The following is a 23,530-nucleotide window of genomic DNA, read 5'->3' on the forward strand; positions in this document are numbered from 1 at the left end:
CGCGGTCACAGAGTTCGCAGTCACGACGCCTCCCTCCTTCGCCACGTCACGCCGTCACTTTCCCGCGTCGTCCGCCGGCTGAACGCAATGATTAAGCGATACACCACGAGGGAGGCGCCAGCGTAGGCCAGTGAATTCGACGGGTCATCCCGCAACAACGTATAGAGGCAGAAAAGCCCGAGGCACTTATAGCCGATTGACCGGGTCGGCCACCTCGTCCGCCGTAATCCGAAACCGACTACAAAGGCGATGACGTAGGCCGCCGTAACACCGTAGTTGTAGATGATCACGCCGACAGCGGTGGGTGCGAGACTGTAACCGGCCGCGAAGGAGACCGGGTCCTTGATTTCCATGTACCTCGAGATGGTGTTCGCAGGCTTGTTCGGGTACAGCTGTCGCGGAACGTATCGCCAGACGAGGGCAGAATACAGACTCTGCCCGTGGAAGCGGGGCGCTCCCGGTTGCAGCGAGTCACTGACAACCTGAACCGGCGAGATCTCACTGTCGAGAACGCTGTTCGACGACCCGACGCTGCCGCTGTTCTGCCCTGCCGGCAGGTTGCTCGCCCGGAGTACCCCAACGCTGACTGCAACAAGCAGGATCATCGACAACGTGGCCGCGACCAGAAATCCGTAGCGCACGGTTCTGCGGGTGCCGGGCATCCGGGCGCACCCGGCCAAGAAGACCAGTACGAGGGAGTTCGGTATGAGTCCGGAACGATCCAGGCGCAGGATCGGAAACACGATCAGGATCAGGACGAGAAGGCGCCAGTGGTAGGCACGGTGAGGCTCACTCAGCGCAACGTAGGCGGCGACGCAGCTGAGGATCATGATCCCCGCGACGTTCTTGACGATCTGCGTCGAGTCCAGGCCACCGTGTGCGTATGAGCTGATCTTCGATGAGAGCGAAAGGCCCTGGAGGTAGCCGCGGGGCCCGTACTGGCTGACATCCATCAGCAACAGAGCAACCTGTATCAGCAATGCGAGCTTCAGCAAGCCGGTTGCGTACTTCTGGTAGCGGCGAGCGGCCTCGGGGTCCGGCTGTGGCCTGACGGGCGCCCTGGCGGCGGCCGGTGCGCGGCGGCCTGAGTAGAGGTGCCGCACGACGATCCCGCCAGTGAAGGCAAGAAGCATCCCGACGCCGAGACGTTGCACGGCCAGAGGGTTGGCCAGGCGGAAGAGGTAGGGGCCGATGCCTAGGAGTGCGAAGTGGTAGGCGAGGACGATGTTTCGCGTCGCCAACCACCGTCCGTTGTCCAGGGCGGAGATGCTCAAGCCCGTCAGGATCAGGAAGGTGTCGTGCCCGCGTGGCACGAGGAGACCGACCAGGACGAGGCCGAGCAGCGCCAGGAATCGCAGCGTGTTGGCAGGTGTGAGCTGTCCCGTGACTGCGTCACGCTGCGCCGCCACGAGGTAGGGACCGGGTCCGCTCGGGTGGAGTTCCGGGGCGAGGTTCATGTCTAGCGCCCTGCGGCGTCGGTCAGGCTGCGCCATCGGTGCTGCACCGCAGCAGGTGACGCGGACGCCAGGAGGCTATGGACATCAGCGGGCACGACTCGATTACGCCTGGTCAGGAGAATGTCGATGGCATCACAGAACGGCTCCGCTTTCCGCTCGACGACTCGCACCATGTCGCTGTCGGACAGTCCGATACCTCGATTTGCCTGTGCGCTCATCGCCACGGGAACCCCCGCCTGGAGTGCGTCCAGCACCTTGAACTGTATGCCGCTGCCCAGGAGGAGAGGTGCTAGGCAGACCGACGCCCCTTCGATCACGTTCTGCAGATCCGGCACATCGGCAAGCAGTGTCGCTCCGGCCCGTTCCGCCATGGCGGCCAGCGCGCGGCCAGGACGACGCCCGGCCAGCACGACCTGTTCTCGGCGCCAGCCCCGGCTCACCAGCGCGGGGGTGAGCACCTCTAGGACCCACCTGGCCGCCTCCGCGTTCGGGTGGTAGTACAGATTCCCGGCGAACAGGACAGTGGGGTCCTGAGATTGGTATCCCCGCGCTTCAGCTTCCGGGCTGGGGCGGAGGCGCGGGCCTATTTCGAGCGGAACGGCGGCGACGTTCGGCGCTATGGTGGCGCATTCGGTCTCGGACACGGCCGTTGCGAGCATGGACTTCGCGGCGAGTTCGCGTTCCCAACGTTCGAGCAGGCGCGCTTCTCTCCGCCAGAAGGCGCTCACGCCGGGGCCCCGATGCGAGCGGCCCCTGGCGTTGGCGGCCAGCGAATCGACGAAATCGATCACGAAGCCCGCGGGAGGCTCCGGCGGCGCGACCCGGGAGGTTACGTAGAAGGCTGTCTGGTGCGGACTCAGTTCACCGCTCGGGTTCCCGGGAACAAGGGCCTGGACCGCCACCCATTGCAGCGGCCGGGTGAAGCCGTACCGAAGCAGGACCCATATCAGGTGCATGAGGGCCGTCGGTCGGAGAAGGCTGCTGAAGAGCGTCTGGCCGGGTGCCAGGATAGGTGCGAGGACCACGGTGTGTCCCGCGCCTTCGAGGGCCCGCACGATGCTCTGGGCGCGCCGAGAGTCACCGCTGCCCTGGGGGTCAGGAGGGCGCAGGGTGATCAGGCGGTAGACGGTCACGGCGCCGCTGCCAGCAACCGGTAGACCTCGACGTATGCACCTGCCACTTGGTCCCAGGTGGGAAGGTGGTCCAGAGCGTTCGGCACGGGACCCTGCATGGCGGCTGCGGCGATGGCCCGGGCCCAGTCCTGACGGTTCGTGCCGTCGACCGGAAATCCGTGTCCGCCGATAGGTTCGCTCGGGAGGCGGGCTGACGAGTCGAAGACCACCGGTGTGCCCATCTCCCCCGCCTCCACGATCGGCAGGCCGAAGCCCTCCTCCGATGACGGGTAGAGCAGGCAGGCCGCCCGCGCCATCACGGCGCTGAGCGCGTCCTCGCCCGGGTTCTCATCGATCCTCACGCGCCCTGAGGTGACGTGAGCCGCGACGAGGCTCGGAGTGATTCCCGCCCGACCGGCGATCACCAGCGGCAAGGCGCTCGCCCCCTGCGTGGCGGCGTAGGTCGAGTACGCGCTGAGCGCGAGGCTGACGCGCTTGCGCGGATCGCTCTGACCGCCGAAGAGGAGGATGTGTTCTCGCGGTTGCGCGCTGAACAAGCCCTCGCGCCGGCCGTGGGTGATCACCTGCAACCGTGGCCGCAACTCAGGCAGCACCTGGAGCAGCTCGTCCGCAGTCTGGGAGCTGACCGCGACGACCCGCCCCCGCCGCCCCCGCCGCAGTCCCGGCATGAGCAGCGCCTGATACAACCGGCTCTTTGCGGTCGTACCCCGCAGACTCATGAGATCGTGGACCGTCACCAAGGTTCTTCGCCCCATCAGCTGCGGGGCGGTGTTTCCGTAGTAATGCACGACGTCGCGTCCCCAGGTTCGGGGATCCGCAGCCGGAGTCAGCTCTAGGAAGCCGCTCATGCGAAGCGTTTCTAGTTGGCCTCTGCGGTTCCAGCCGCCGGAGGAGAAGTTAGACCGCAGCGCGACCTGCTCACTGGCCCGAATGGCCTCAGTGAGCCGGCAGGTGGCTGAGGCGATGCCGAGCCCGCGCACGGCGAAGCGTGCGTCAAGAAAGACCCGGACCGGTCGCTGTGGCACCCCGGACATCACCCCCAACTGTTCAGAGTGGTCGAGAGCCCCGCTGAAGGACGGACACGCCATGGCACCGACCTGCGGGATTCTCGACGGATCGCGACCTGCCATGACGGCCATGAGGTTGGCGGGGTATTCGGTCTGTCATCATCAGGTTACCCTACGTGAGACCCTCCAAAGGAAAGGCAGTCTCTTGGAACTGCACGACTACTGGCGCGTTCTGCGCAAGGGCTGGCCTTTGCTGGTGGCCTTCCTGGTGTTAGGTACGGCCGCCGGCGTCGCTGTCACCGTGGCGACCCACAAGGTCTACGAGGCCACTGTCCAGGTGTTCGTCGCGACCGCCGCGACCGACAGCGCGGCCCAACTTCAAGCAGGCAACACCTTCACCCAGGACCGGGTTCAGTCCTACACCAGCATCGTGACGAGTCCCGCAGTGCTAGACCCGGTCATCAGCAAGCTCGGACTATCGCTCTCGCAGTCGGAGCTTGCGGACAAGATCACCGCCGACGCGCCGCAGAGCAAGGTCCTGATCAACCTGCACGTCACCGACCGCAACGCCAAGCAGGCCGCCCTACTGGCCAACCAGGTCGCAGCCGACTTCAACCGAGTCGTGGAGAAGACCGAGCAAAGCGACGCCGCCGGCAAGCCGGTCGTCAAGCTCACGGTGATCCACCCCGCGGCCGTACCGATCTCACCAATCAAACCGAGCAAGACCACGAACATCGGCCTAGGCTTGCTCCTCGGACTCCTCCTCGGGGTCGGCGTCGTGGTCCTGCGCGATGTACTGGACAACACTGTCAAGGGCCCCCAAGACTTCGAGCCCCTCGGCGTTCCGGTGCTTGGCTACGTTCCGTTCGACAAGCGAACAGCTAAGACGCCAGTCGCCTTTCGTGATGACCCGCACAGCGCCCGGTCCGAGGCCTACCGCCAACTGCGCACCAACCTGCAGTTCGTCAACGTCGACAACGCCCCCCGGATTATCGCGATCACCAGTGCCGTCCCCGGCGAGGGCAAGAGCATCACCGCGCTCAACCTCGCCGCGTCACTGGCCGAGGGCGGTTTCCGCGTGTGCCTCATCGAGGCCGACCTCCGGCGCCCCACTCTGGCAAAGACCCTCGGCTTGGTAGGCAATGTCGGCTTCACCACCGCGCTCATCGGCCGCGCTCCCGTGGAGACGGTCATACAAAATGCGGGACACAACCTCGACGTCCTCACCTCTGGACCGGTACCACCGAACCCCAGCGAGCTCCTGATCTCAGACCTAGCCCGAGAAATCATCAACCAGGTCGCCGAGAACGTTGATTACACCATCATCGATACCGCCCCCCTGCTGCCGGTCGCCGACGGGGCCGAGGTCGCCGCGCTGGCCGACGCCACCCTCGTGGTGCACCACGCCGGACAGTCGACCCGCGAGCAGGCCGCCCGTGCGATAGAGGTGCTGGCCAAGGTCGGCGAACGACCCGTTGGCGTCGTGCTGAACATGATAACCAAGGGCCGCGGCGGCTACGATGAGCAGCGCGGCTACTACCCCACCTCCTACCCGCCGCAGCGATCACGTCGCGGCATAGCCGAGGTCGATTTCACGCAACTCCTCGATGAGCCCTCCGGTCGGGACACCTCACCCAAGCCCAACCTCCCAGCCGAGCCCACGGCCGGACACCGTCGTGACCCTTCCCGCGGACTACCAGCAGCCCAGACAGTCGGCGAGCCGACATCGCCGGGCACTGAACGGCACCCGTAGAGGGGTCCGTCCCGTGGCTCAGAGCAGGACCACCGCCAGCAGCACCGCGATAAAGATCAGCAAGACCCCTGCGGCCATCATGTTCAAGGCCATCATGCCGTTCGGCGTGCGCCGGGCCCAGCGACGCAATCTGCGGCACGGCCGCCCCGGGCGCAGACCTCGAGGACTACTCACGGGCGCATTCTGCCATGGGCGCGGCCCTGCCGTCCGGGCGGCCGCTTCTTGCCGCACCCGATCGACGAAGCTCAGGGCGCCAGGCCCAGAGCGAGCAGGCACTCATCGACAGCCTCGGCGATCTGACGGGCACAGGCTCGGACCACTCTCAGGGAAGCGCCGAACGGGTCAGCGATGTCATCCTCGTCGGATCCAGCGGGCGGCGCCGACCCGCGACGCGCGCCGATCTCAACCACCCTGGTCCGCAGCACCGCGGGAGTCGGCGGTAGCGCGACGAGCCCGCTTCCCAGCCGGCCGAACTCCCGCATGGTGAAGACTCTCCGGAATGCCAGCGGTTCGGACTGCACGATCTCTGACAGGTGAGCGGTCTCGGCAGTCAGAATGAGGTCGGCACCGGCGATGAGTTGCTGGCTCAGCCGCCGACTGACGTGACCGCCGGGATCTCCACCGAGCTCACGCAGGGCAAGCGCGCATGATCCATCGATCGGGTGCTCCGGGAGACCCCGGATCCCGGCACTCGCCGCGACGACGGGGGCCCGGTCAGCAACGCGAGCACGCAACAGCCGCTCCGCAAGCGGTGATCGGCAGATATTTCCGGTGCAGACGAACAGCACCGAAAACGCCATGCGTTCGACTATGCCAGCTCCTGGATGCACCACGCCGAGCGAGGGCTGAGTTGAGGCGACAAAAATTCTGCCTCTTCGACCGATCGAGATATACAGATGCTTAGACGGTATGCAGGTTCGTCGGTTTAGGGCCGGGACCTCGCGCAAGTTGTCGTGGGTTGCCGGTGAGGGCTATGCCTGGGGCCGGTAGTGCCTACATTTGCGGAGGTCCCGGTGTTCAGTGAGCGTATGAGTGTCGGTGTGGATGTGCATGCGCGGTCGGTTGTGGCGTGCGGTATCGATGGCGATACCGGTGAGTTGTTCCGGTCGAGGTTGTGTCCAGATCATGGTGAGATCCTGCGGTGGCTGGGCCAGTTGCCTGGCCCGGTCGCGGTGACCTATGAAGCCGGGCCGACGGGGTTCGGTCTGGCGCGGGCGTTGACGGCGGCGGGTATCGGCTGTGAGGTGCTCGCGCCGTCTCGGGTGCAGCGCCCGGCTGGGGACCGGGTGAAGACCGATGCCCGGGATGCGCTGCATCTGGCCCGTTTGCTGCGGTTGGGTGAGGTCGTGTCGGTCCGGGTTCCCAGCGTGGCGCAGGAGGCGGCCCGCGACGTGGTCCGGGCTCGTGATGATGTGCGCGCGGATCTGATGCGCGCTCGGCATCGGAGGTCGAAGCTGTTGCTGCGACAGGGGATTGTGTGGTCCGGTGGGCGGGGATGGACGATGACCCATCACACCTGGCTGCGCTCACAGACCTTCGACCAGCCCGGTCTGCAGATCGCCTATGACGCCAATTATGAGACGGTGCTGCTGGCGGAGAACCGCCGCGACCGGTTGGACGCACTGATCACCGACATGGCCCAGGACCCGGCCTGGGCGGCGGTCGTGACCCGGCTGCAGTGTCTGCGCGGGATATCGGTGCTGACCGCCTTCGGGCTGGGCCGTCGAGATCGGAGATTTAGAGCGGCGCCGGACGTCTTGACATGGGCAGCCACCGGCGGCACGGTGAACGCACGTGGGATCTTGTTCGCGGCCTGACTGGAGGGATCCATGCTGCCTGCACCAGTCGAGCAACTTGCTCGCTCGCTCGAGGACACCGGTCAGTTGGTCGAGGGCGTCCGGGACGACCAATGGGATCAGCCCACGCCGTGCGCGGCGTGGGCGGTCCGTGACCTGGTCAACCACCTCATCACCGGCAATCAACTTTTCGCGCGGGCTCTGCTCGATGATTCGCCGTCGACGGCCCCGACCAGCACCGAGTTGCGACCCGACCAGTGCGCAGCGGCGTATCGCGAGTCGGCCGAGGCGCTGCTCGTCGCGTTCGGTTCACCCGGGGTGATGGGCCGGGTGGTCACCGTGCCGTTCGGGGCGGTTCCCGGAGTCGTCGCTCTGCACCTGCGGCTCGTCGAGGCTCTGGTACATGGCTGGGACCTGGCACAGGCAACCGGCCAGCCGGCCCGCGGCAACGAGGAACTTGCCGAGCAAGAACTGGAGTTCACCCGGGCGAAGCTGGCCGACGTCCCGCCGGAGCGCAGCCCGTTCGGACCGTCGCAGCCCGTCGCCGAGGACGTGTCCGCACTGGACCGCCTCGCCGCGTGCGTTGGCCGCGACGTCAACGCCCCTCGCGCTCGGTGATCTCGGTGATCAGGCAGACCATCCCCGGCGGACGACGCCACCGAACGCCGGCGCGGGTGCCGACTGCGCCGCGCTCTGTCGAGAGGCTCACCGGATCCCGAACACGTTGACGATCATGGGACTGTCCAGCAGGGTGTGCGGAGCGATCGCGTGGTAAGCCCACACGTGCACCCAGGCGTTCCCTGTTCGGACGGTGAGGAACGCCTTGACCATGCCGGGACTCGTGTAGAAGAGCAGCACGTACAGAACGGAGAGGAGCACGTCCGTTGGGCTGGTGAAGTCGGTCCAGCCGTCCGTGACGTGCAGCAGGGCATAGGTGAGTCCTCCGAGGGCGACGGTGGCCGGGACGGACCCTGTCAGCGCCAGGTACCGCGGGACCAGGATGCACTGCACGAACACCATGGTGGGCAGCACGGTGCCGGCCATGCCGAGGGCGAATGTCAGGGAGCCACCCAGTACGGCTTGGCGGACGCTGAGGTCGAGGATCGACGAGCTGGCCGAGGCCAATTGGACGGCGGACTCGACCACGAGCACCACCGCGATCAGTCGGCGGTCAGCCCGACGGTCGGTCGAGCGTAGTCCCAGCGCCTGTGCCGAGTACCGATAGCGGAACACAACGAATGGGACCAGGGCGTAGGCGACGGCGTTGTACGCCGCCCAAGCAAAAGCCTCCGCGGGTACCACTTGCTGGGTGGTGCGCAGCACCATGCCCTCGAGGTGGAAGCCGAACGCATGCCAGCCGAGTACGTGGCCGAGCCCCGCGCCACCCGCCATTGCGGCGATGCCGTAGACCACCATCAGGAGCGTCTCGTGCAGCGCCACCGGTCGGGCAGGCACCCGAGCGGCGACGTCCGGCCGCGCCCGGCGCCGGGTGAGCGCATGCACCAACAGCAGCATGGCGAGCACCTCGACGATCATGGCGTTCGCCGTGAGCACCGCGATGCGGGTCGGCGGGTCGGCGAGCGCGGACGCGGAGAAGGGGAGGTGATGACCGCCGATCGCTACGAGCAGCAGGTCGATGAGTCCCCAAGCGACCAAGAGGAGTCGCACACTCCGACGGCCACCGAGCTGGGCGACGGCCGACCACAGTCGCGCGTGCACGGGTGGAGAAGGTGGCGCGACGCTTGCCGGGGTCAAGCTCATGAGCCTGACTATACACTCGTATGATACGACTGTATAGGGTTGGACTACACTGACCATGTGCCCGTTCCCGCCCGTCAACGCTTGCTGGATGCACTGGTCAACCTCACCGCCTCCCAGGGGCTGGACGGCGTCAGCATCCGGGAGGTTGCGGCTGCAGCCGGGGTGTCCATCGGCACCGTCCAGTACCACTGCCACAACAAAGACCAGATGCTGGTGATGGCCTTCGAACACATTGCCGCACGGATCATGGACCGCACGGCCAGCATTGCGTCTGCGCCGATCTCCACTCCCGATGAGAAGATCGGCTCCCGACTGAACCGAGCCCTGCTCGAACTCCTGCCACTGGACGAAGTTCGCCGTACGGAGTCGCGGGTCTACCTCGCGTTCGCCGCGCGCGCCGCAGTCGTTCCGAGCCTTGCGAAGGTGCAGCACACCTTTCTCACGGAACTCCGGGACCAGTGCGCCGCGGCTCTCCAGGCCGCCCGCCAGGCCGGTGAAACCCGCAGCGACGTCGACCCCGATCAGGCCGCCGCTGGGATCGCCGCGTTGGTCGACGGGCTGCTAGTGCACCTGCTCACGGATCCGACCGGCCTGCCGGAAGAAGAGGCCGTGGAGGTACTGCGGGCCCACTTGTCGACGCTCCTGGTGTTGTGAGGCCACGTGCTACCGATCAGTTGCCGTACCCGCCCGAAGAACCTGTCCGCAGACCTGCGTTCAGATGCCACCACGACGTCCGGCGCGAGCGGCGAACGCATCGAGCGCGGCAAGGACTTGGGGAGCGCTGTAGCGGCGGTAGCGCTGTCGTCCTGAGACCTTGGTCAGTACGCCGGCCTCGACTAACTGTCGATCGCACGCAAAGCGGCCGGGGCGGTGACCTCAAGTTGGCGCTGGACGAGGGGCGAGTCCACTGCTGGTTGGCTGAGCAGCAGGTCGGCCACCCGCCAGGCCGAGGCGCCACGTCTCGCCGTGATTGTGTCGTCCCACGCAGCGCGTACCGCTCTCAGCTCGTCCACGAGCGCGCGACCGTTGTTGACCGCGGCGAAGGTTGCGTTCGAGAGGCGCTCGACGATCGGTTCCGGCTCGCCTTCCCGATAGGCGGTCAACGCAGCGAAGTAGGTTTCCGTATCGGCAAGCAAACCAGCGGAAACGGGCACCGTGACCTGTCTGGTCAGATCCTTCGCCCGGAGCAGGCTGTGCACCAGCGCGCGACCGGTGCGTCCGTTGCCGTCGGGAACGGGTGGATGGTCTCGAACTGTGCATGTGCGATCGCAGCCTGGATCAACGGCGGCAGGTCGTGACGACTGAGAAACTTTTCCAGGTCCGCGATAGCGGCCGGAACCCGGTCGGGATGGGTGCTCCCGAGCAGCGCGAAATGCATCGCCAGGATCGCATCGCCGTCGAGGGAGTCTGAGAGCGCGACAGCGGCCTGCATCGCCGTGGTGTTGGCGACGATGACTGTGGCGTTCTCGCGGCTGGTGTCGCCCAGCTCCGCGAGCGCTATCGCCGACGCAGTGAGGTTTTCGATCCGGGACGACGCAACCGATTCGCTGCGAAGCAGGATCGCCGAGAATGGCGCGATGTCACTGCCGACCTCAGCGTCGAAGCGGGCGATCTCGGTGGCAGCTTCAGTTGCCAAGGATCGCGTTGCGGCCGAGAGCGGCACATCAGGATTCTCGCTCGTGGCCCGGATGGGTGGTTGGTGAAGGCATGACGGTCCCATTCGGTCATCGCCCACGCAGCTGCTGGACACTCTCTATTTGCCGGGATTGAGGTCAGCCACTGTCGCGCGGTGTCTTGGGGATTGCCGCACTGAGCCGCACAACCAGCGCACGTGCGGCCTCGACGAATTCCGGCGGGTCGAGCACTTCCATGGTTTGGTCGAGCAGCGCCATCCAGATAAGGAAGCTGAGTGACCAAGGACCGCGAGTGGTGACGACGCAGCTGTCTGCACCCTCGGGGTCAACGATCGCATAGCGGCTGGGGATCCGGCCTTCGATACGCGCGGCAGGGACGTGGAGGCGGATGCGGGCCGGTGCGGCACCGAGCTCACCGCTTCGGCCCGCCCGTGACTGGACGTAGGCGGCCGGGTCGCCGCCAGGTACCGCGCGTCGCTGACCGCGCTCACCGGGACGGCCGCGGCCGCGGATGCGGTCGACACGGAAAGTGCGCCAGTCGTTCCGATCCAGATCGAAGGCGACCAAGTACCAGTCGAACCCGCTGTGGACGAGGGCGCAGGGTTCGGTGTGCCGCTGAGATGCGCGTCCGTCTCCGGCGACGTAGGAGAAGCGCACACGTAGGGTGTCGCGGCACGCGCCCGCGAGTGTCGCGAGGACGTCGGCGTCTACCAGCGGAGCGCCTGTCGCGACGGCCGAGGTGGCGGCCCCGAGCGCCCTGACACGCCGCCGCAGTCGATCGGGTAGGACTTGCTCGAGCTTGGCCAGCGCGCGAAGCGACGTCTCCTCAACACCCGCGATGGAGCCGGCGGCGGTAGTCCGCAGCCCAACCGCGACGGCTACCGCCTCGGCGTCGTCGAGCAAGAGGGGCGGCAGCCGGCCGCCGGTGCCGAGGCGGTAGCCGCCCGCGACGCCACGGGCGGCGTGCACCGGGTAGCCGAGCGCGCGGAGCTTGTCGACGTCACGGCGAATCGTCCGCGGTCCGACCTCGAACCGGTCCGCAAGCTCCTGGCCGGTCCACTCCCGGCGAAGCTGCAGCAGCGAGATCAGGGCGAGGAGGCGGGCGGAGGGCTGGAGCATCGCTTCTCGCACAGTCTCCTCCAGGGATTGCGGACGGGATCCTCGTGGAAGCTGTCAGTCCACCTAATTAGGACGCTGGATGACCGTAATCGGTGCGAAGGTTACTCGGCAGGTCAGCCGCAGACCAACTAACGGAGGAATGATGATCGAGCACCAGGACAGGGCACTGCAGGTCGCCCTCGAGTACTACGGGGCATGGGCGAGCAAGGACCTCGAGCAGACCATGAGCTTCATCGCCGACGACGTCGTCTGCGATGCCCCGGCCGGACGGATCGAAGGCGCTCGCGCCTACCGCGGGTTCTTGGAGTCGTTCTTCCAGCTCCTCGAGCGTGCGGAGCTGATCGCCTCCTTCGGTGATGACGAGACGGCGATGCTCCTCTACGACAACGAAACAGTGCCGGTGCCCAGCGCACCGTCCGTCGGGCACTTCACGGTGCAGGACGGCAAGATCACCCGCATCCGCTTCATCTTCGATCGGGTGCCGTATGAGGCGGCAGCGCGTACTCGCCAGGCGCTCTGACAGTCCGTGACGCGAGACCAGCGAGGAGAAAGCAGAGTGGGCAACAAAGAGGTCAGCTCGGTTCTCATCACCGGGGCCGATGCGGGCATCGGAAAGAGAGCTCGCACGCCAGCTCGGCACCATCACGGTTGACGTAGGTGCCGCACGGCTGGTCGACGCTGTCCAAGAATCGGCCTATAGGCACGGGACCGTTCTACGGCAGCGCCAAGGACACGCTCACGGGACCCGTGTTAGCGAGACGCGGCCGATTCGGGGTGGCCGGTGGGCACCACGGGGCGCAGCGCGTTGGTGACCAGGGTCGCCAGGGCCAGGAGTGCGGCGACGACGAGTAAGGCGCGTAGGACGGTGAGGTGGTCGCCGAGGAAGCCGATGAGAGGGGGGCCGCCGAGGAAGGCGCAGTAGCCGATGGAGGCGACGACGCTGACGCGCCCGGCAGCGGCGGCGGGCTCGTCGGCGGCTGCGCTCATGCCGACCGGGAAACCGAGCGACGCGCCGGCTCCCCAGAGAAACGCTCCCACGAAGGCCAGCGGGGTGAACGGACTGAATACGAACAGTAGGAGGCCGGTGACCGCGACGGCGGCCAGGCCACGTAAGACCGGGACGCGTCCGAACCTGTCGAGCAGGCCGGTGCCGAACCAGCGCACGGCGGTCATGGCCGCCAGGAACGTCGCGAAGCCGAGGGTCCCGACTACTGCGGGGGCGTGATAGCCGTCGATGAGCGCGACATTGATCCAGTCGTTGCCGCTTCCTTCGGAAAAGGCGAACGCCAGGACGACCACGCCGACCAACAGGGTGCGGGGTTCGCGCCAGCGGGCCAACGCGTTCCCAGAACGGGTGTCAGCAGAGGCCGACTGTGAAGCCGCCTCTGCCTGATCGGTGTCGGCCACGAAGCCGCGAACCGCGAGCGGCACGAGCACCGCCACGATGACAGCGACTACGAGCAGGTGGGCAGTCACCGAGACGCCCAAGGCGACCATCAGCGCTCCGCTCAGGGCACCGCCGACCGTGCCGGCGCTGAATCCGGCATGAAAGCGCGGCATGATCGCTCGACCGAGGTGCCGTTCGACGGTGGCACCCTGCACGTTCATCGCGACGTCCCACGCGCCGTTGGCCAAACCGAGCACGAACAGCCCCACCAGCAGCGGGACCACCCCGGCCCGGTAACCGATCGACACGACCGCCAGGCCGATCGCCAGCAGCACCGACATGCCGGCGACCGTGCGGCGGGAATTGACGCGATGCACGATGGTTCCGGCCAACGGCAACGCGACCAGCGATCCCGCCGCGATGGCCAGCAGGACCAGGCCGAGGTCGGCTGGGCTCAGCTGAAGCCGATCACGGACCTGTGGAATGCGGGAAGCCCAGCTGGCGAAAACGAAACCGGAGCCGATGAACGCGACGTAGGTGGCGCGGGCCGCCACCGTGACCTCCGCCGGTGTGTACCCGGCGATGCCGGTATCGGTATGTGCGTTCATGCTGATCCTGACTGCTGGTGGCGGCTCACTGATGATGCCGCGGGAAGGCCCCCTTGTCAGACCCATTCTTGGTTGAACATCATCATGTACCTCGCTTTCGGGATGTCTGGTTGTGGGACAGCGGTCACTGCTCAGACCCACTCCTGGTTGCGCACGTAACTCACCTGCCTTTCTGGCGTTGGCGTTGCCCAGCCTGTCCGCTCGCGTCTACAGCCACTCCTGGTTGAACCTCATGCGAACTCACCTACCTCCGGGTCGTGGAAATGTGATCACGGGACGTACCGGCGTTCTCTGGAGGCTCCTGGCCCTCCTCCACACCTGTGAATTACCTCCGAACGGCGATAAGTTAGCGCAAGATGGAAGCACCAGCAGTGACCAGTTCGTTGCACGCTGCATCTAACGGTGAGGACGCTCAACTTGATGGCACCGACGAACGGCGACGGCGATAGCCGTACGCGGTCTCGTCCGCGCCGCTGGACGCGGTGGGCCTTGTGGGCGACCCCGCGGCCGGCATTGGTCATCATCCTCGTCGTTGAGGCCGCCGTCACGATCCTCACCGTGGTCGCCCTCTCAGTCGGCCATGCGAGCGGCGCGACTCTCGGCCGGTTCGCGCTTCTGGTCGTGCTCAGCGGCGGCTACGCCGAGGCCGGCGATCGCGTCGAACGGTTCCGCCGCTACCTCTCCACCAGCGTCGGCACGATGGCCAGTCCCGTCGCCGTCTGGTGCTTCGCCGCCGGACTGACGCTGCCGCCCGGTTGGGCCGCCCTGTTCGTCGTCGTGCTCTACGGCCACACCCTTCTCCGTGCGCGGCGGCACGAGTCAGCGCGTCCGCATCGGCTGATCTTCACCGCGGCCACGGTCGTGCTGGCGACCCTGGTCGCTTCGGCCATCACCACCGCCGTCGATCCGTCCGGTGGTCTGCTGGCCGTGGGCGTGCCCGGTGCCGTCGGCGTCCTGGGCGCCCTGCTCGCCTACATAGCCATCAACCAATCGCTGGTCTCGATCGTCATCTATTTCGTCAGGCGCCCGGCGAAATTCCGGACTGCGATGCTCAGCGGTGACGACCTCACCCTGGAAGTCGCCACCCTCGTCCTCGCGTTACTCACTGCTGAAGCGTTGGTGCACTCACCGCTGATCGCCCCGCTGGTCCTGGCGGTGCTCGTGGTGCTGCACCGGAGTTCCCTCGTCCGCCAGCTCGAGCGCGGGGCCAGCACCGACGCCAAGACCGGACTGCTCAACGCGGCCAGCTGGCGCCAGCTCGCCCAGCGTCAACTCCGCCGAGTTCAGCGTGGCGGCGACGGCGCCTCGGTACTGATGGTCGATCTAGACCATTTCAAGAGGGTCAATGATACCTACGGCCACCTGGCCGGTGACACCGTCCTTCGATCGGTGGCTGACACGCTGGCCCGCGAGCTGCGTGGCCACGATGCCGTCGGCCGCTTCGGTGGCGAGGAGTTTGTCGTACTGCTCGACGGCGTCGCTCCCGCCACCGCCCTGAACATCTGCACGCGCCTCAATGCCCGCATCCGCGAGCTGACCTTCGACGACGTGCACCAGGTCACCGCCTCCATCGGCCTGGCCAGCTACCCGGCCGACGGTCATCACCTCGATGACCTCATCGAGGCCGCCGACGCGGCGATGTACCGGGCCAAGGACGGCGGCCGGGATCAGACCCAGCCCGCTGTTGCCGGGCTCACGGCATAGCAGCTCTCGAGGCTCCGGACATCGAGCGTGAACGTCTCGAAGCTCAGCTGGCCGACGAGCACGGCGCACGAAGTGCCGCCCGGTGCCATTTGACACGACACGCAGGGTGCAGCCTGGTGTGGGCGTGTATATGTTTGCCTGCCATGCTCTGACCGTGCATAGCCGAATCAGGGGCGCTGGACTCACAGCGCTCAAGCCGACCTCCTCGGTACGTCGATGGGCCGGGCGACGGCTGTTGTCGACGTCGGCAGGCAAGCGTCTCGGGCTGACGGGGGTGTCGATCGTCCCGAAGAAGCTGACCATGCCACTGCGCCGGGACGGGCTGGAGCCGGTCGCGGCGCTCGGCGAAAAGCGCGAAGCGGACCCGGTCAGCAAGCTCAGCCGGATGTTCGGTATCGACGTCTGGCTGGTGTCGGGCTACCACGAGGTTCGCGCCGTGCTGGAGGACACCACGAGTTACAGCACCGACATCCGGGCACTGATCGGTCCCGGCGCCGCGGCCCCGATCGGTGGCCTGGGCTTCACCGATCCACCCGACCACACCCGGTTGCGCAAGTTCCTGACCCCCGAATTCACCGTTCGGCAGCTGGCCGGACTGGCACCCCGGATCGAGCAGATCATCAACGATCGGCTGGACGCGATGGCCGACACCGACGTGGTCGATATGGTGCCCGACTTCGCGTTTCCGATCCCGTTCCTGGTGATCTGTGAGCTGCTCGGGCTGCCCGCCGAGGACCGCGAACGGTTCCGGCTGCTGGGCCACGCCCGGTTCGACATCACCGGTGGCGGCGCGGGGACCTTCGGTGCGATGTCGGAGTCCCGGCAGTTTCTGCGCGAGGCGGTCAGGCGGCAACGGCTCAACCCCGGCGACGGCCTGATCGGGTCCATCGTCCGTGAGCACGGCGACGAGATCGACGACGACGAGCTGGCCGGCCTGGTGGATGGTGTGTTCACCGGTGGCTACGAGACCTCGGCCAGCATGTTGGCCCTGGGCACGCTGGCGTTGCTGCGCGACCCGGCTGCGTTCGAGTTGATCCGCACCGACCCGGGCGCGGTGGACGGCATCGTGGAAGAGCTGTTGCGGTATCTCAGCGTCGTCCAGATCTCCTTTCCCCGCTTCGCCCGCGGAAACCTGGACCTGTTCGGCCGCAGCATCAAGGCCGGCGACGTGGTGGTGTGCTCGATCAGCAGCGCGAACCGGGACGCCGCCTTCGGTGTCACGCCCGACCGGTTCGACCCGGAGCGGTCCGGCCGCTCGCACGTGGCCTTCGGGCATGGGTTTCACCGTTGCATCGGCTCGGAACTGGCCAAGATGGAACTTCGGCTGGCGTTCCGGACCCTGGCGCGCCGCTATCCCGACCTCAGCCTCGCCGTCGAGCCCGGCGATTTGAAGTTCCGGGACCTGTCGATCGTCTACGGGGTCGAATCGCTGCCGGTGCGGCTCGGCGTAGCGGCAAACCTTCGGATGACCTGAGACGTGTGCACGTCGGACTCCGCTCCGACGCCCGAGGTGTGGCAGCATTCGGCCGTGCTTGATCAGTCGAACAAGTCGATGCCGCGGTGAGGATTGTTCACGTGGCTGACTCCTTCGCCCCCGATGTCGGCGGCATCGAACGTCAGGTCGAAGCGCTGGCCCGTCATCAGACGTCTGAAGGCCACGACGTCACCGTCATCACCGCAGTGGCCGACGAGATGGATATCGACCTCGACGTCAGGCGCGCGGCCCCGGGCCGCTGGCTGACGGTCGCGTTCCCGTGGCGCAACCACAAAATGGTGGCCGAGGTGCTCGACCGGGGCGACATCGACGTGGTGCACGCCCACTTCACCGTGATCTCGCCGCTGGCCAGCTACGTGACCAAGGCGGCCAGCCGGCGCGGGATTCCGGTGGGGGCGACCGTGCACTCGCTGTGGTGGCAGGTCACCATCGCCACCCGGGTGTCGACCCTGCCGTTCGGCTGGGGACGGATGTGGGCCGCCTGGTCAGGTGTCAGCAGCGTCGCGGCCGGTCGCGTCAGCCGAACCCTGCGCAAGGTCTCCGAGGTGTCGGTGGTGCCGAACCTGGTCGAGATCGGCTGGTGGCGGCCGTCCGAACCGATCCGCGAGACCGGTACCGGTGAGATCCGGCTGGTGCTGGTGGGGCGGTTGAAAAAACGTAAGCACGTCGATGAGTTTCTCGATGCCCTCGCTGCCGCCCGTGCCCGGATCTCCCCCGACATCGCCGTACGGGTGGATGTCGTCGGCGCCGGTCCGCGGCACGACGATCTGCAGCGGCAGATCACTCGGTTAGGCCTGGCCGACTGGGTGACGCTGCTGGGCCATCGCACGCCGGAGCAGATCCGGACGCTGCTGCACGAGTCGGACCTGTTCGTCGCCTCGTCCCGGCAGGAGTCTTTCGGTATCGCCGCTCTCGAGGCACGCGCGGCTGGATTGCCCGTGCTGGGCTATCGCGGCAATGGGCTGGTCGACTTCATCGCGGACGGCACCGAAGGCGTGCTGGTCGCAGACGGGCCGGAGATGACCGAGGCCCTCGTGTCGTTGTTCAGCCAGCCGGACGAGTTGACCCGGCTGCGCAAGACCACCACCACGTTCGCACCCTCGGTGGATGTAGATGCCGCGATGAGCTCGGTGTACGGGCTTTACCGCCGGGCGCGGGCGATGCACCGGTTGCCCGTCCTGCCGTAGCAGCGTCATGAGGCTGGGCCATTCCGGGGCGGCTCTCGACACGCTCGGAGCCACCGAGGTGGCACTGTGGGGCAGCAATGCGAGGCGTGACCCAGCCGATCAGGATCCGACCGAGGATCCCGCGCCGTCCCGACAGGAGCGCTGAGATGGCTGTGAAGGGCAAGCGGCTGGAGATCGTGCTCGACGGCGTGCCTGCCGGCCAGCTGTTCCAGGACGAGCACGGCCGGCTTCGCTCGTCTACGACGACGACTATCGCCGCCGCGCCGACGCCACCCCCTGTCGCTGTCGATGCCGCTCAGCCGGGCTCGATACGAGCACAACTCGGTGGACCCGTTCCTGCGCGGACTGCTGCCCGACAGCGAGGCCGTCCTGCAGCGATGGGGCCGGCGCTTCGGGGTATCGGCCAACAGCCCGTTCGCACCTCTCTCTCACATGACACCCCACCGGGTGCACCCCATTTCGGCGATCCAGCGGCAGGGGGTAGGCGGCCTATCCAGGTGTGGCTGGTACACGCTCCGCCGCCGTCAGGGGCGGGTGGCGCCGTAATAGCCGGTCTCGACTTGACCGATTCGCCGACTCGATGATCTCGACCCGGGTGGGTCTTACGGGCCTGTGGTCGCCGACCTCATCGGCTGATCGCCGTTGTGCGCCAGCATCACACTGTCGTGTTGGCGATGGCGAGTTTGGAGCGGACGTGTACCAGGGGTGCGTGGGGGTCCTGAGGCTGGGGAATGGCCGCGAGAGTGAAGTCGGAGATCACGCCCGGGCGGAAGACGAGGCAGTGAGTCGAGCCGCCGAACTGGAAGTAGCCGAGTTCCTCGCCCTTTGCCACGTGGTAGCCGGGTGCCACGTTCGGGCCGATCATGCAGGAGGAGACCTCCACCATGCCGACCGGTACGAATGCCACCAGACCGATGACGGGATCGTCGGCTTGGATGAGGATGATCGCCCGCGTCGCGACATGGGTGATGTAGGACTGGGAGTTCGTGGGCTCGACCGCGTCGGCGCCTTCGGCGTCGGCCTCGGAGTAGTACGTGCCGTCTTGGACGAACGCCCGCACGATCGTTCCCGCGACCGGGCTGTGCCACCGGTGGTAGTTGGTTGCGCTCAGGAAGGCCTGGTAGATGGTCCCACCGATGAATTGATCGACGGATTCGTCATTGGCCAGCATGTCCTCCAGGGAGTAGGGCTGGCTCTTGAGCCAGAACCGATCCTGGCGCTTGACGTCTGTGCTGATGCGGTAGGGCGTCGACTCGCAGGCGCTGACGATCACTTTGTCGTCATCGGGGAAGTCGACCGGACGTTCGCCGTCGGCGAATCGTCGGGTGAAGAAGTCGTTCCACGAGGTGAAGCCCCAGTGTTCCTGCTGAGGGTCGTACTCGAACTGCTCCATGCCGACCGCCCGCTGGGCCGCGGCGGACTTCCAGCCCGAGGGTGAGTCGTTGAGCACGTACAGCGAGTCACCACTACTGAGGAATTCACACCACGCGGTCAGGATCTTCTTCAGCATCGCGTTGATCTGCGGGTCGCGGTAGGCGGCGAACCCGGCCGGCGTCCCCATCGTCCAGTCCAGGATCGCGGCAAGCGGCGTGGCCACCATCGCGCTCTCACCGAACTCAGGCGCCATCGTCAGCACCTCGTTGATCAGGCGCAGCAGCTGCTCCACGCTGTGCAGGTGCCGCTTGCGATACGACTTGGTGCTCGGAACCTGGGCGATCATCTGATTCAGGTACATCCGCACCACAGGATCGGAATCGATCAACTCCTGAAACTCGATAAGCACAGGATGGAGCACGGCCTGCTCCCCCTTGGCCTCCACCCTCTCCCGGTGCCCGGCAAGCCAAGCCTCCAAGTCCTCCTGATCGTCCGGCAACCAGCCGGCTCGGCGTCGAACGTCCACACCATCAGAGTCAGTTGTCATGAGGCCCAACCTAACCGGACTCTCCCCCGGCCATCACGCCGCCCGGCCCCCATACAGGCCGGCGATACCGGCCGTTATGGTTCCTGTGGTTCGCCCCTGGCCAGCCGTCCTCGCGGGCGTCGTATAGGCGCAGCGGAATCCGCACCGGAAGAGGGAGCCGACAGCTGAGATCGTCGACGGCGCGTAGGCAAGCGCTACTCGGCCATCATGGGGTGATGTTGGCCATTACGTGTTTGATGCGGGTGTAATCCTCCAGCTCGTACATGGACGGGTCCTTGCCGTAGCCGCCACCGTGGGTTGTAGGAAGTATCCGCCGCTCATACCTGGCACTGTGTCGGCGCCGATCGACGCGTGGTCGGCGTGCTGGCGACGGACGGCGTGCTGGCTGAGGCGGACGCGAGCGCCCGGCTCAGACGTGCCGCGGCCTCAGTGCCTCGAGCACGGCCCACGCCGCCTACAGCGCTTCATGTCATAAGTAGTCGCACGAGCGACGCATTCAGGCAACGGCTGACACGCGCAACATATCCCTGGCCTTCGGAAACGCTCGTTCGATCCAAGGGACGGCGTAGGGCAGGGCGCGGGGTGACCCCGTCGCCGACCGAGGTAGCACCGCGACACGAGTTGGCCCGACTTGCAACCGGACGTCGGCCACCCTGCAAGTGTGGAGTCATGCTGAGTGAGGTTCGTCAGCGGATGCGCCAGCGCCAATTGGCCGGCGACGCGCGTGCTGGATCTGGACACGCAACCGAAGTGCGGTTGAGTTGTGCAGCTGAGGTGTCGTGGCTCACCGGCTGAGCCGGCGGTATTTGCGGGTGCACAGTGCGCCGAAGACTAGGCCGATGCCGAGGGTCCAGGCCAGTGACTGCAGCACCAGCGAGCCGGTACCGGAGCCTCCCAGGAGAAGCTGGCGCTGCTGATCGGTTGCGTTGTGGCCGAGGATGAGCGAGCGGGCAGCGTTGATGACGACGCTGACGGGCTGGTGGGTGGCGAAGCCGCGTAGCCAGCCGGGCATGGTGGCGACCGGGACGAAGGCCGAGGACGCAAACGTCAGCGGGAAGATGATGGGAAACGTCGCGGCGTTCACCGCCTCCGGGCTGCGCACCGACAGCCCGATCAGCGCGTAACCGAGGCTGACCGCAAGCGCGAACAGCAACAACAGCATCGCGGCAAGCACCAGACCGACCACGTTCGCGGGTCGGAAACCGACCGCGAAACCGGTGGCAAGCAAGATGACGAGCCCGAATGCGTTGTTCAGCGTGTCGGCTGCGACCCGGCCACCGAAGACGGCGCTACGCGCCATCGGCAGCGAACGTAGCCGGTTGATGAAACCCTTCTGCATGTCATCAGCGAGCGCGAAGCCGGTGACGCCTGCGCTGAACAGCACGGTCTGCACTGCGATACCGGGGATCAGATAGTTGACGTAGTTGAGACCTTGCAAACCTTTGATGGCGCCACCGAACACAAAGCGGAACAGCAGCACGAACATGATCGGCGACACCAGGTTGAAGACAACCTGTTCTGGCTGCCGCATCAGGCGCCGCAGGTTGCGGCCGGCCATGGCGGCGGTATCGCGCAGCGCCCACACCGCGCCATCGGCCGCAGCCCCGCTCGACGCGGGCGAGTTGGGAAAGGTTGCGGTATCGCTCGACTGAGTGCTCACTTGAGCGTCCGTTCTTTCTCGTCGCGGTGCTCAGCCGCGTCCTGGCCGACTACTACATGGCCGGTGAGTGCGAGGAAGACGTCGTCGAGGCTCGGCTCGCGCAGCTGCAGCCCACGCGCGGTGACGCCGTGGGTATCCAGCTGGCGTACCACCTCGGTGAGCGTCGCCGTGCCGCTCTTGGCCGGAACACGAACGATGTCATCGTCCACGGTCGTGTCAGCATCGCCCACACCCTGCATCGCCCCTGCCACTTGGCGCGCCTCGTCGGCGTCACTCAAGCGGATCTCAACGACCGCGCCCCCCATCTCGGCCTTCAACTCCGCTGATGTTCCTTCAGCGATGACCTTGCCGTGGTCAACGACCGAAATGCGGTCGGCCAACCGATCGGCCTCCTCCAGATACTGAGTCGTCAACAGCACGGTTGTGCCCTCTCGCACGAGATCCTCGATGACGCTCCACAAGTCGATCCGGCTGCGCGGATCGAGCCCAGTTGTAGGTTCGTCGAGGAAAAGCACCGGCGGTCGAGCGACCAGAGCGGCCGCGAGATCGAGCCGGCGCCGCATGCCACCGGAATAGGTCTTGGCCGGGCGCCCGGCGGCGTCAGACAAAGCGAACCGTTCGAGCAACTCCCTCGCGCGCGTCTTCACCGCCGCCGACGCCATGTGGTTCAACCGGCCGACCAGGATCAGGTTCTCCGCACCGGTGAGATTGTCGTCCACAGCCGCATACTGCCCGGCAAGCCCGATCGACCGGCGCACCGCTGCCGGGTCGCGCACAACATCAATGCCCATCACCGTTGCCCGGCCAGCGTCCGGGCGCAGCAAAGTCGTCAGTATGTTGACGGCCGTAGTCTTGCCGGCGCCGTTAGGTCCTAGCAGCCCCAGCACCGTCGCGGGCTCGACCTCGAGCGACACACCGTCAAGTGCCTTCACCGCCGCGCCGAACGACTTGACGAGGCTGTCGGCGACGATTGCTGGACTACTCACGCACGACACGCTACCGACTCACCGGCACGCATGGACCGCTATTTGTTGGATAGTGGCTCCCTTGGCCGCAACCGCTGCTGGGCCGCTGGAGGGCCAAATCGTGTCATGCCCACCTGATAACAGGTACGCATCGCACGACAGCTCTGGTTGCTCGATGCGGAACCGATCCAGCAGCGTTCGTCAGCGCGGCGCGTTGTCACCGTCCGAGAGCAACCCCGCTTGAAGTGCTGGCCGCCGCGTATCAACTTCGCCGCCCGACCGCAGCCATCGACTTCGCGGCGCTCAACACATCCAATGACGTCGACACCATCAAGGCCATGGTCATTGGCGTTGCCAACACCCAATTGCCCCAGGATCAGTACGACGGCTTGGTGTTCGACACGTCGCATGCCGATGCTGTCTCGATCCGCGACGAGGAGGAATGCAACGGGGTCCGCGTCAGCATCGAGGCTGCACTGTCCACCGCCAAAATGCGATTCCACGTCGACGTCAATGTCGGATACCCCGGATCGGCCAGTACATTGACCGCGACCACAGCCTTGTATGGCTCACATTGAAGCGAGCCGGGAGTCACGTCGCGACTCCCACGGTCGGGCCACCGACTTGATTGGCGCGGGATATCCGTCGATCTCGCGCATCGCCGTCGTGCCGGAAGACCGGCTCTTCGCAGTTGAGGGTGTAGATCGTCTTGGCGCGTCGCTGCGGGGGTAGAGGTCGAGGTCTTCCGATGATGGAAGTTCTCACACTGCCCATCTGGAAGACCTCGACGTGCGTGACGCTACCTTCTGCTCTCCCGACCTGACGACGTTCTGCCGACTGGATGGCCTCGGTTTGGTGGTGACTGGTCAGCAGTTGCAGCCCGATCATGCGGTGCTCGAATGCCGGGTCTCTGAGGCTGATGACTGGTGCCATTCCTGCGGCT

The 23,530-nt window shown here is 66.5% G+C and carries 22 protein-coding genes and 2 pseudogenes; 11 read left to right on the forward strand and 13 right to left on the reverse strand.

The annotated features are described in order from the left end of the window. Positions 1 to 20: 20 nt before the first annotated feature. Genes RM423_RS11830 through RM423_RS11840 form a run of 3 tightly spaced genes read right to left on the reverse strand, consistent with a single transcriptional unit; the run spans position 21 to position 3,720 of the window. Positions 21 to 1,457 carry a hypothetical protein gene (locus tag RM423_RS11830; RefSeq protein WP_311423234.1) on the reverse strand — a complete coding sequence of 479 codons (1,437 nt, stop codon included), beginning with the start codon at positions 1,455 to 1,457 and terminating at the stop codon, positions 21 to 23. Positions 1,458 to 1,459: 2 nt separating this feature from the next. After that, positions 1,460 to 2,590, reverse strand: a complete 1,131-nt coding sequence (locus RM423_RS11835; RefSeq protein WP_311423235.1) for a glycosyltransferase — start codon at positions 2,588 to 2,590, stop codon at positions 1,460 to 1,462. Beyond that, positions 2,587 to 3,720, reverse strand: a complete 1,134-nt coding sequence (locus RM423_RS11840; protein ID WP_311423236.1) for a glycosyltransferase — start codon at positions 3,718 to 3,720, stop codon at positions 2,587 to 2,589. The genes RM423_RS11835 and RM423_RS11840 overlap by 4 nt, the downstream gene beginning before the upstream one ends. An 82-nt stretch (positions 3,721 to 3,802) precedes the next feature. Here RM423_RS11840 and RM423_RS11845 point away from each other — a divergent pair, with 82 nt between their 5' ends. Next, positions 3,803 to 5,350 carry a polysaccharide biosynthesis tyrosine autokinase gene (locus tag RM423_RS11845; protein ID WP_311423237.1) on the forward strand — a complete coding sequence of 516 codons (1,548 nt, stop codon included), beginning with the start codon at positions 3,803 to 3,805 and terminating at the stop codon, positions 5,348 to 5,350. 18 nt (positions 5,351 to 5,368) lie between these two features. Here RM423_RS11845 and RM423_RS11850 read toward each other — a convergent pair whose 3' ends face one another. Both RM423_RS11850 and RM423_RS11855 read right to left on the reverse strand, forming a co-directional pair. Further along, positions 5,369 to 5,524, reverse strand: a complete 156-nt coding sequence (locus tag RM423_RS11850) for a hypothetical protein (protein WP_311423238.1) — start codon at positions 5,522 to 5,524, stop codon at positions 5,369 to 5,371. 71 nt (positions 5,525 to 5,595) lie between these two features. After that, positions 5,596 to 6,150, reverse strand: coding sequence for an arsenate reductase/protein-tyrosine-phosphatase family protein (locus tag RM423_RS11855; protein WP_311423239.1), 555 nt, complete (start codon positions 6,148 to 6,150; stop codon positions 5,596 to 5,598). Positions 6,151 to 6,378: 228 nt separating this feature from the next. Between RM423_RS11855 and RM423_RS11860 the strand changes: the two are divergent. Together RM423_RS11860 and RM423_RS11865 are read left to right on the forward strand one after the other, a co-directional pair. Continuing rightward, a pseudogene (locus RM423_RS11860) lies at positions 6,379 to 7,096 on the forward strand (IS110 family transposase); the annotation flags it as partial. 83 nt (positions 7,097 to 7,179) lie between these two features. Continuing rightward, positions 7,180 to 7,764, forward strand: coding sequence for a TIGR03086 family metal-binding protein (locus RM423_RS11865; protein WP_311423241.1), 585 nt, complete (start codon positions 7,180 to 7,182; stop codon positions 7,762 to 7,764). A gap of 87 nt (positions 7,765 to 7,851) precedes the next feature. Here the strand turns inward: RM423_RS11865 and RM423_RS11870 are convergent, their stop codons facing one another. Further along, positions 7,852 to 8,907: a hypothetical protein gene (locus tag RM423_RS11870; protein WP_311423242.1), complete on the reverse strand. Its 1,056-nt coding sequence runs from the start codon at positions 8,905 to 8,907 to the stop codon at positions 7,852 to 7,854. Positions 8,908 to 8,964: 57 nt separating this feature from the next. Here RM423_RS11870 and RM423_RS11875 point away from each other — a divergent pair, with 57 nt between their 5' ends. Beyond that, positions 8,965 to 9,561, forward strand: coding sequence for a TetR/AcrR family transcriptional regulator (locus RM423_RS11875; protein ID WP_311423243.1), 597 nt, complete (start codon positions 8,965 to 8,967; stop codon positions 9,559 to 9,561). A 182-nt stretch (positions 9,562 to 9,743) separates the two neighbouring features. On the opposite strand, the gene RM423_RS11880 is transcribed toward RM423_RS11875, so the two are convergent. The 3 genes from RM423_RS11880 to RM423_RS11890 form a co-directional block, all read right to left on the reverse strand. Continuing rightward, a complete protein-coding gene (locus tag RM423_RS11880; RefSeq protein ID WP_311423244.1) occupies positions 9,744 to 10,061 on the reverse strand; it encodes a hypothetical protein in 318 nt (105 codons plus the stop codon). A gap of 14 nt (positions 10,062 to 10,075) precedes the next feature. Further along, positions 10,076 to 10,543, reverse strand: coding sequence for a Fic family protein (locus RM423_RS11885; protein WP_311423245.1), 468 nt, complete (start codon positions 10,541 to 10,543; stop codon positions 10,076 to 10,078). 136 nt (positions 10,544 to 10,679) lie between these two features. Then, positions 10,680 to 11,660, reverse strand: a complete 981-nt coding sequence (locus RM423_RS11890; RefSeq protein ID WP_311423246.1) for a helix-turn-helix transcriptional regulator — start codon at positions 11,658 to 11,660, stop codon at positions 10,680 to 10,682. Between the two features lie 142 nt (positions 11,661 to 11,802). Here RM423_RS11890 and RM423_RS11895 point away from each other — a divergent pair, with 142 nt between their 5' ends. After that, the gene (locus RM423_RS11895; RefSeq protein ID WP_311423247.1) at positions 11,803 to 12,180 is read left to right on the forward strand and encodes a nuclear transport factor 2 family protein; all 378 of its coding nucleotides are present in this window, start codon (positions 11,803 to 11,805) and stop codon (positions 12,178 to 12,180) included. 230 nt (positions 12,181 to 12,410) lie between these two features. Here the strand turns inward: RM423_RS11895 and RM423_RS11900 are convergent, their stop codons facing one another. Continuing rightward, positions 12,411 to 13,655 (reverse strand): MFS transporter, encoded by a 1,245-nt coding sequence (locus tag RM423_RS11900; RefSeq protein ID WP_311423248.1) that lies wholly within the window; start codon positions 13,653 to 13,655, stop codon positions 12,411 to 12,413. Positions 13,656 to 14,075: 420 nt separating this feature from the next. On the opposite strand from RM423_RS11900, the gene RM423_RS11905 reads away from it, so the two are divergent. The 4 genes from RM423_RS11905 (at position 14,076) to RM423_RS25590 (ending at position 18,587) form a co-directional block, all read left to right on the forward strand. Next, a complete protein-coding gene (locus RM423_RS11905; RefSeq protein WP_311423249.1) occupies positions 14,076 to 15,359 on the forward strand; it encodes a GGDEF domain-containing protein in 1,284 nt (427 codons plus the stop codon). Positions 15,360 to 15,513: 154 nt separating this feature from the next. Continuing rightward, positions 15,514 to 16,833 carry a cytochrome P450 gene (locus RM423_RS11910; RefSeq protein ID WP_311423250.1) on the forward strand — a complete coding sequence of 440 codons (1,320 nt, stop codon included), beginning with the start codon at positions 15,514 to 15,516 and terminating at the stop codon, positions 16,831 to 16,833. A gap of 101 nt (positions 16,834 to 16,934) precedes the next feature. Then, positions 16,935 to 18,041, forward strand: a complete 1,107-nt coding sequence (locus RM423_RS11915) for a glycosyltransferase family 4 protein (protein ID WP_311423251.1) — start codon at positions 16,935 to 16,937, stop codon at positions 18,039 to 18,041. Between the two features lie 276 nt (positions 18,042 to 18,317). Further along, positions 18,318 to 18,587 (forward strand): HipA N-terminal domain-containing protein, encoded by a 270-nt coding sequence (locus RM423_RS25590; protein WP_396327697.1) that lies wholly within the window; start codon positions 18,318 to 18,320, stop codon positions 18,585 to 18,587. Positions 18,588 to 18,696: 109 nt separating this feature from the next. Here RM423_RS25590 and RM423_RS11920 read toward each other — a convergent pair whose 3' ends face one another. The 3 genes from RM423_RS11920 to RM423_RS11930 all read right to left on the reverse strand — a co-directional run bounded on the left by RM423_RS11920 (position 18,697) and on the right by RM423_RS11930 (position 22,608). After that, the gene (locus tag RM423_RS11920; RefSeq protein WP_311423252.1) at positions 18,697 to 19,962 is read right to left on the reverse strand and encodes a phosphatidylserine decarboxylase family protein; all 1,266 of its coding nucleotides are present in this window, start codon (positions 19,960 to 19,962) and stop codon (positions 18,697 to 18,699) included. A gap of 784 nt (positions 19,963 to 20,746) precedes the next feature. Beyond that, a complete protein-coding gene (locus RM423_RS11925) occupies positions 20,747 to 21,622 on the reverse strand; it encodes an ABC transporter permease (protein ID WP_311423253.1) in 876 nt (291 codons plus the stop codon). Then, complete coding sequence (locus RM423_RS11930; RefSeq protein WP_396327696.1) at positions 21,619 to 22,608, reverse strand: ATP-binding cassette domain-containing protein; 990 nt, start codon at positions 22,606 to 22,608, stop codon at positions 21,619 to 21,621. The genes RM423_RS11925 and RM423_RS11930 overlap by 4 nt, the downstream gene beginning before the upstream one ends. A 224-nt stretch (positions 22,609 to 22,832) precedes the next feature. On the opposite strand from RM423_RS11930, the gene RM423_RS11935 reads away from it, so the two are divergent. Both RM423_RS11935 and RM423_RS11940 read left to right on the forward strand, forming a co-directional pair. Next, positions 22,833 to 23,165, forward strand: coding sequence for a hypothetical protein (locus RM423_RS11935; RefSeq protein ID WP_311423255.1), 333 nt, complete (start codon positions 22,833 to 22,835; stop codon positions 23,163 to 23,165). A 211-nt stretch (positions 23,166 to 23,376) separates the two neighbouring features. Next, positions 23,377 to 23,530: pseudogene (locus RM423_RS11940) on the forward strand (ISL3 family transposase); the annotation flags it as partial.

This window comes from Jatrophihabitans lederbergiae, assembly GCF_031845305.1.
GTDB lineage: Bacteria > Actinomycetota > Actinomycetes > Mycobacteriales > Jatrophihabitantaceae > Jatrophihabitans_A > Jatrophihabitans_A lederbergiae.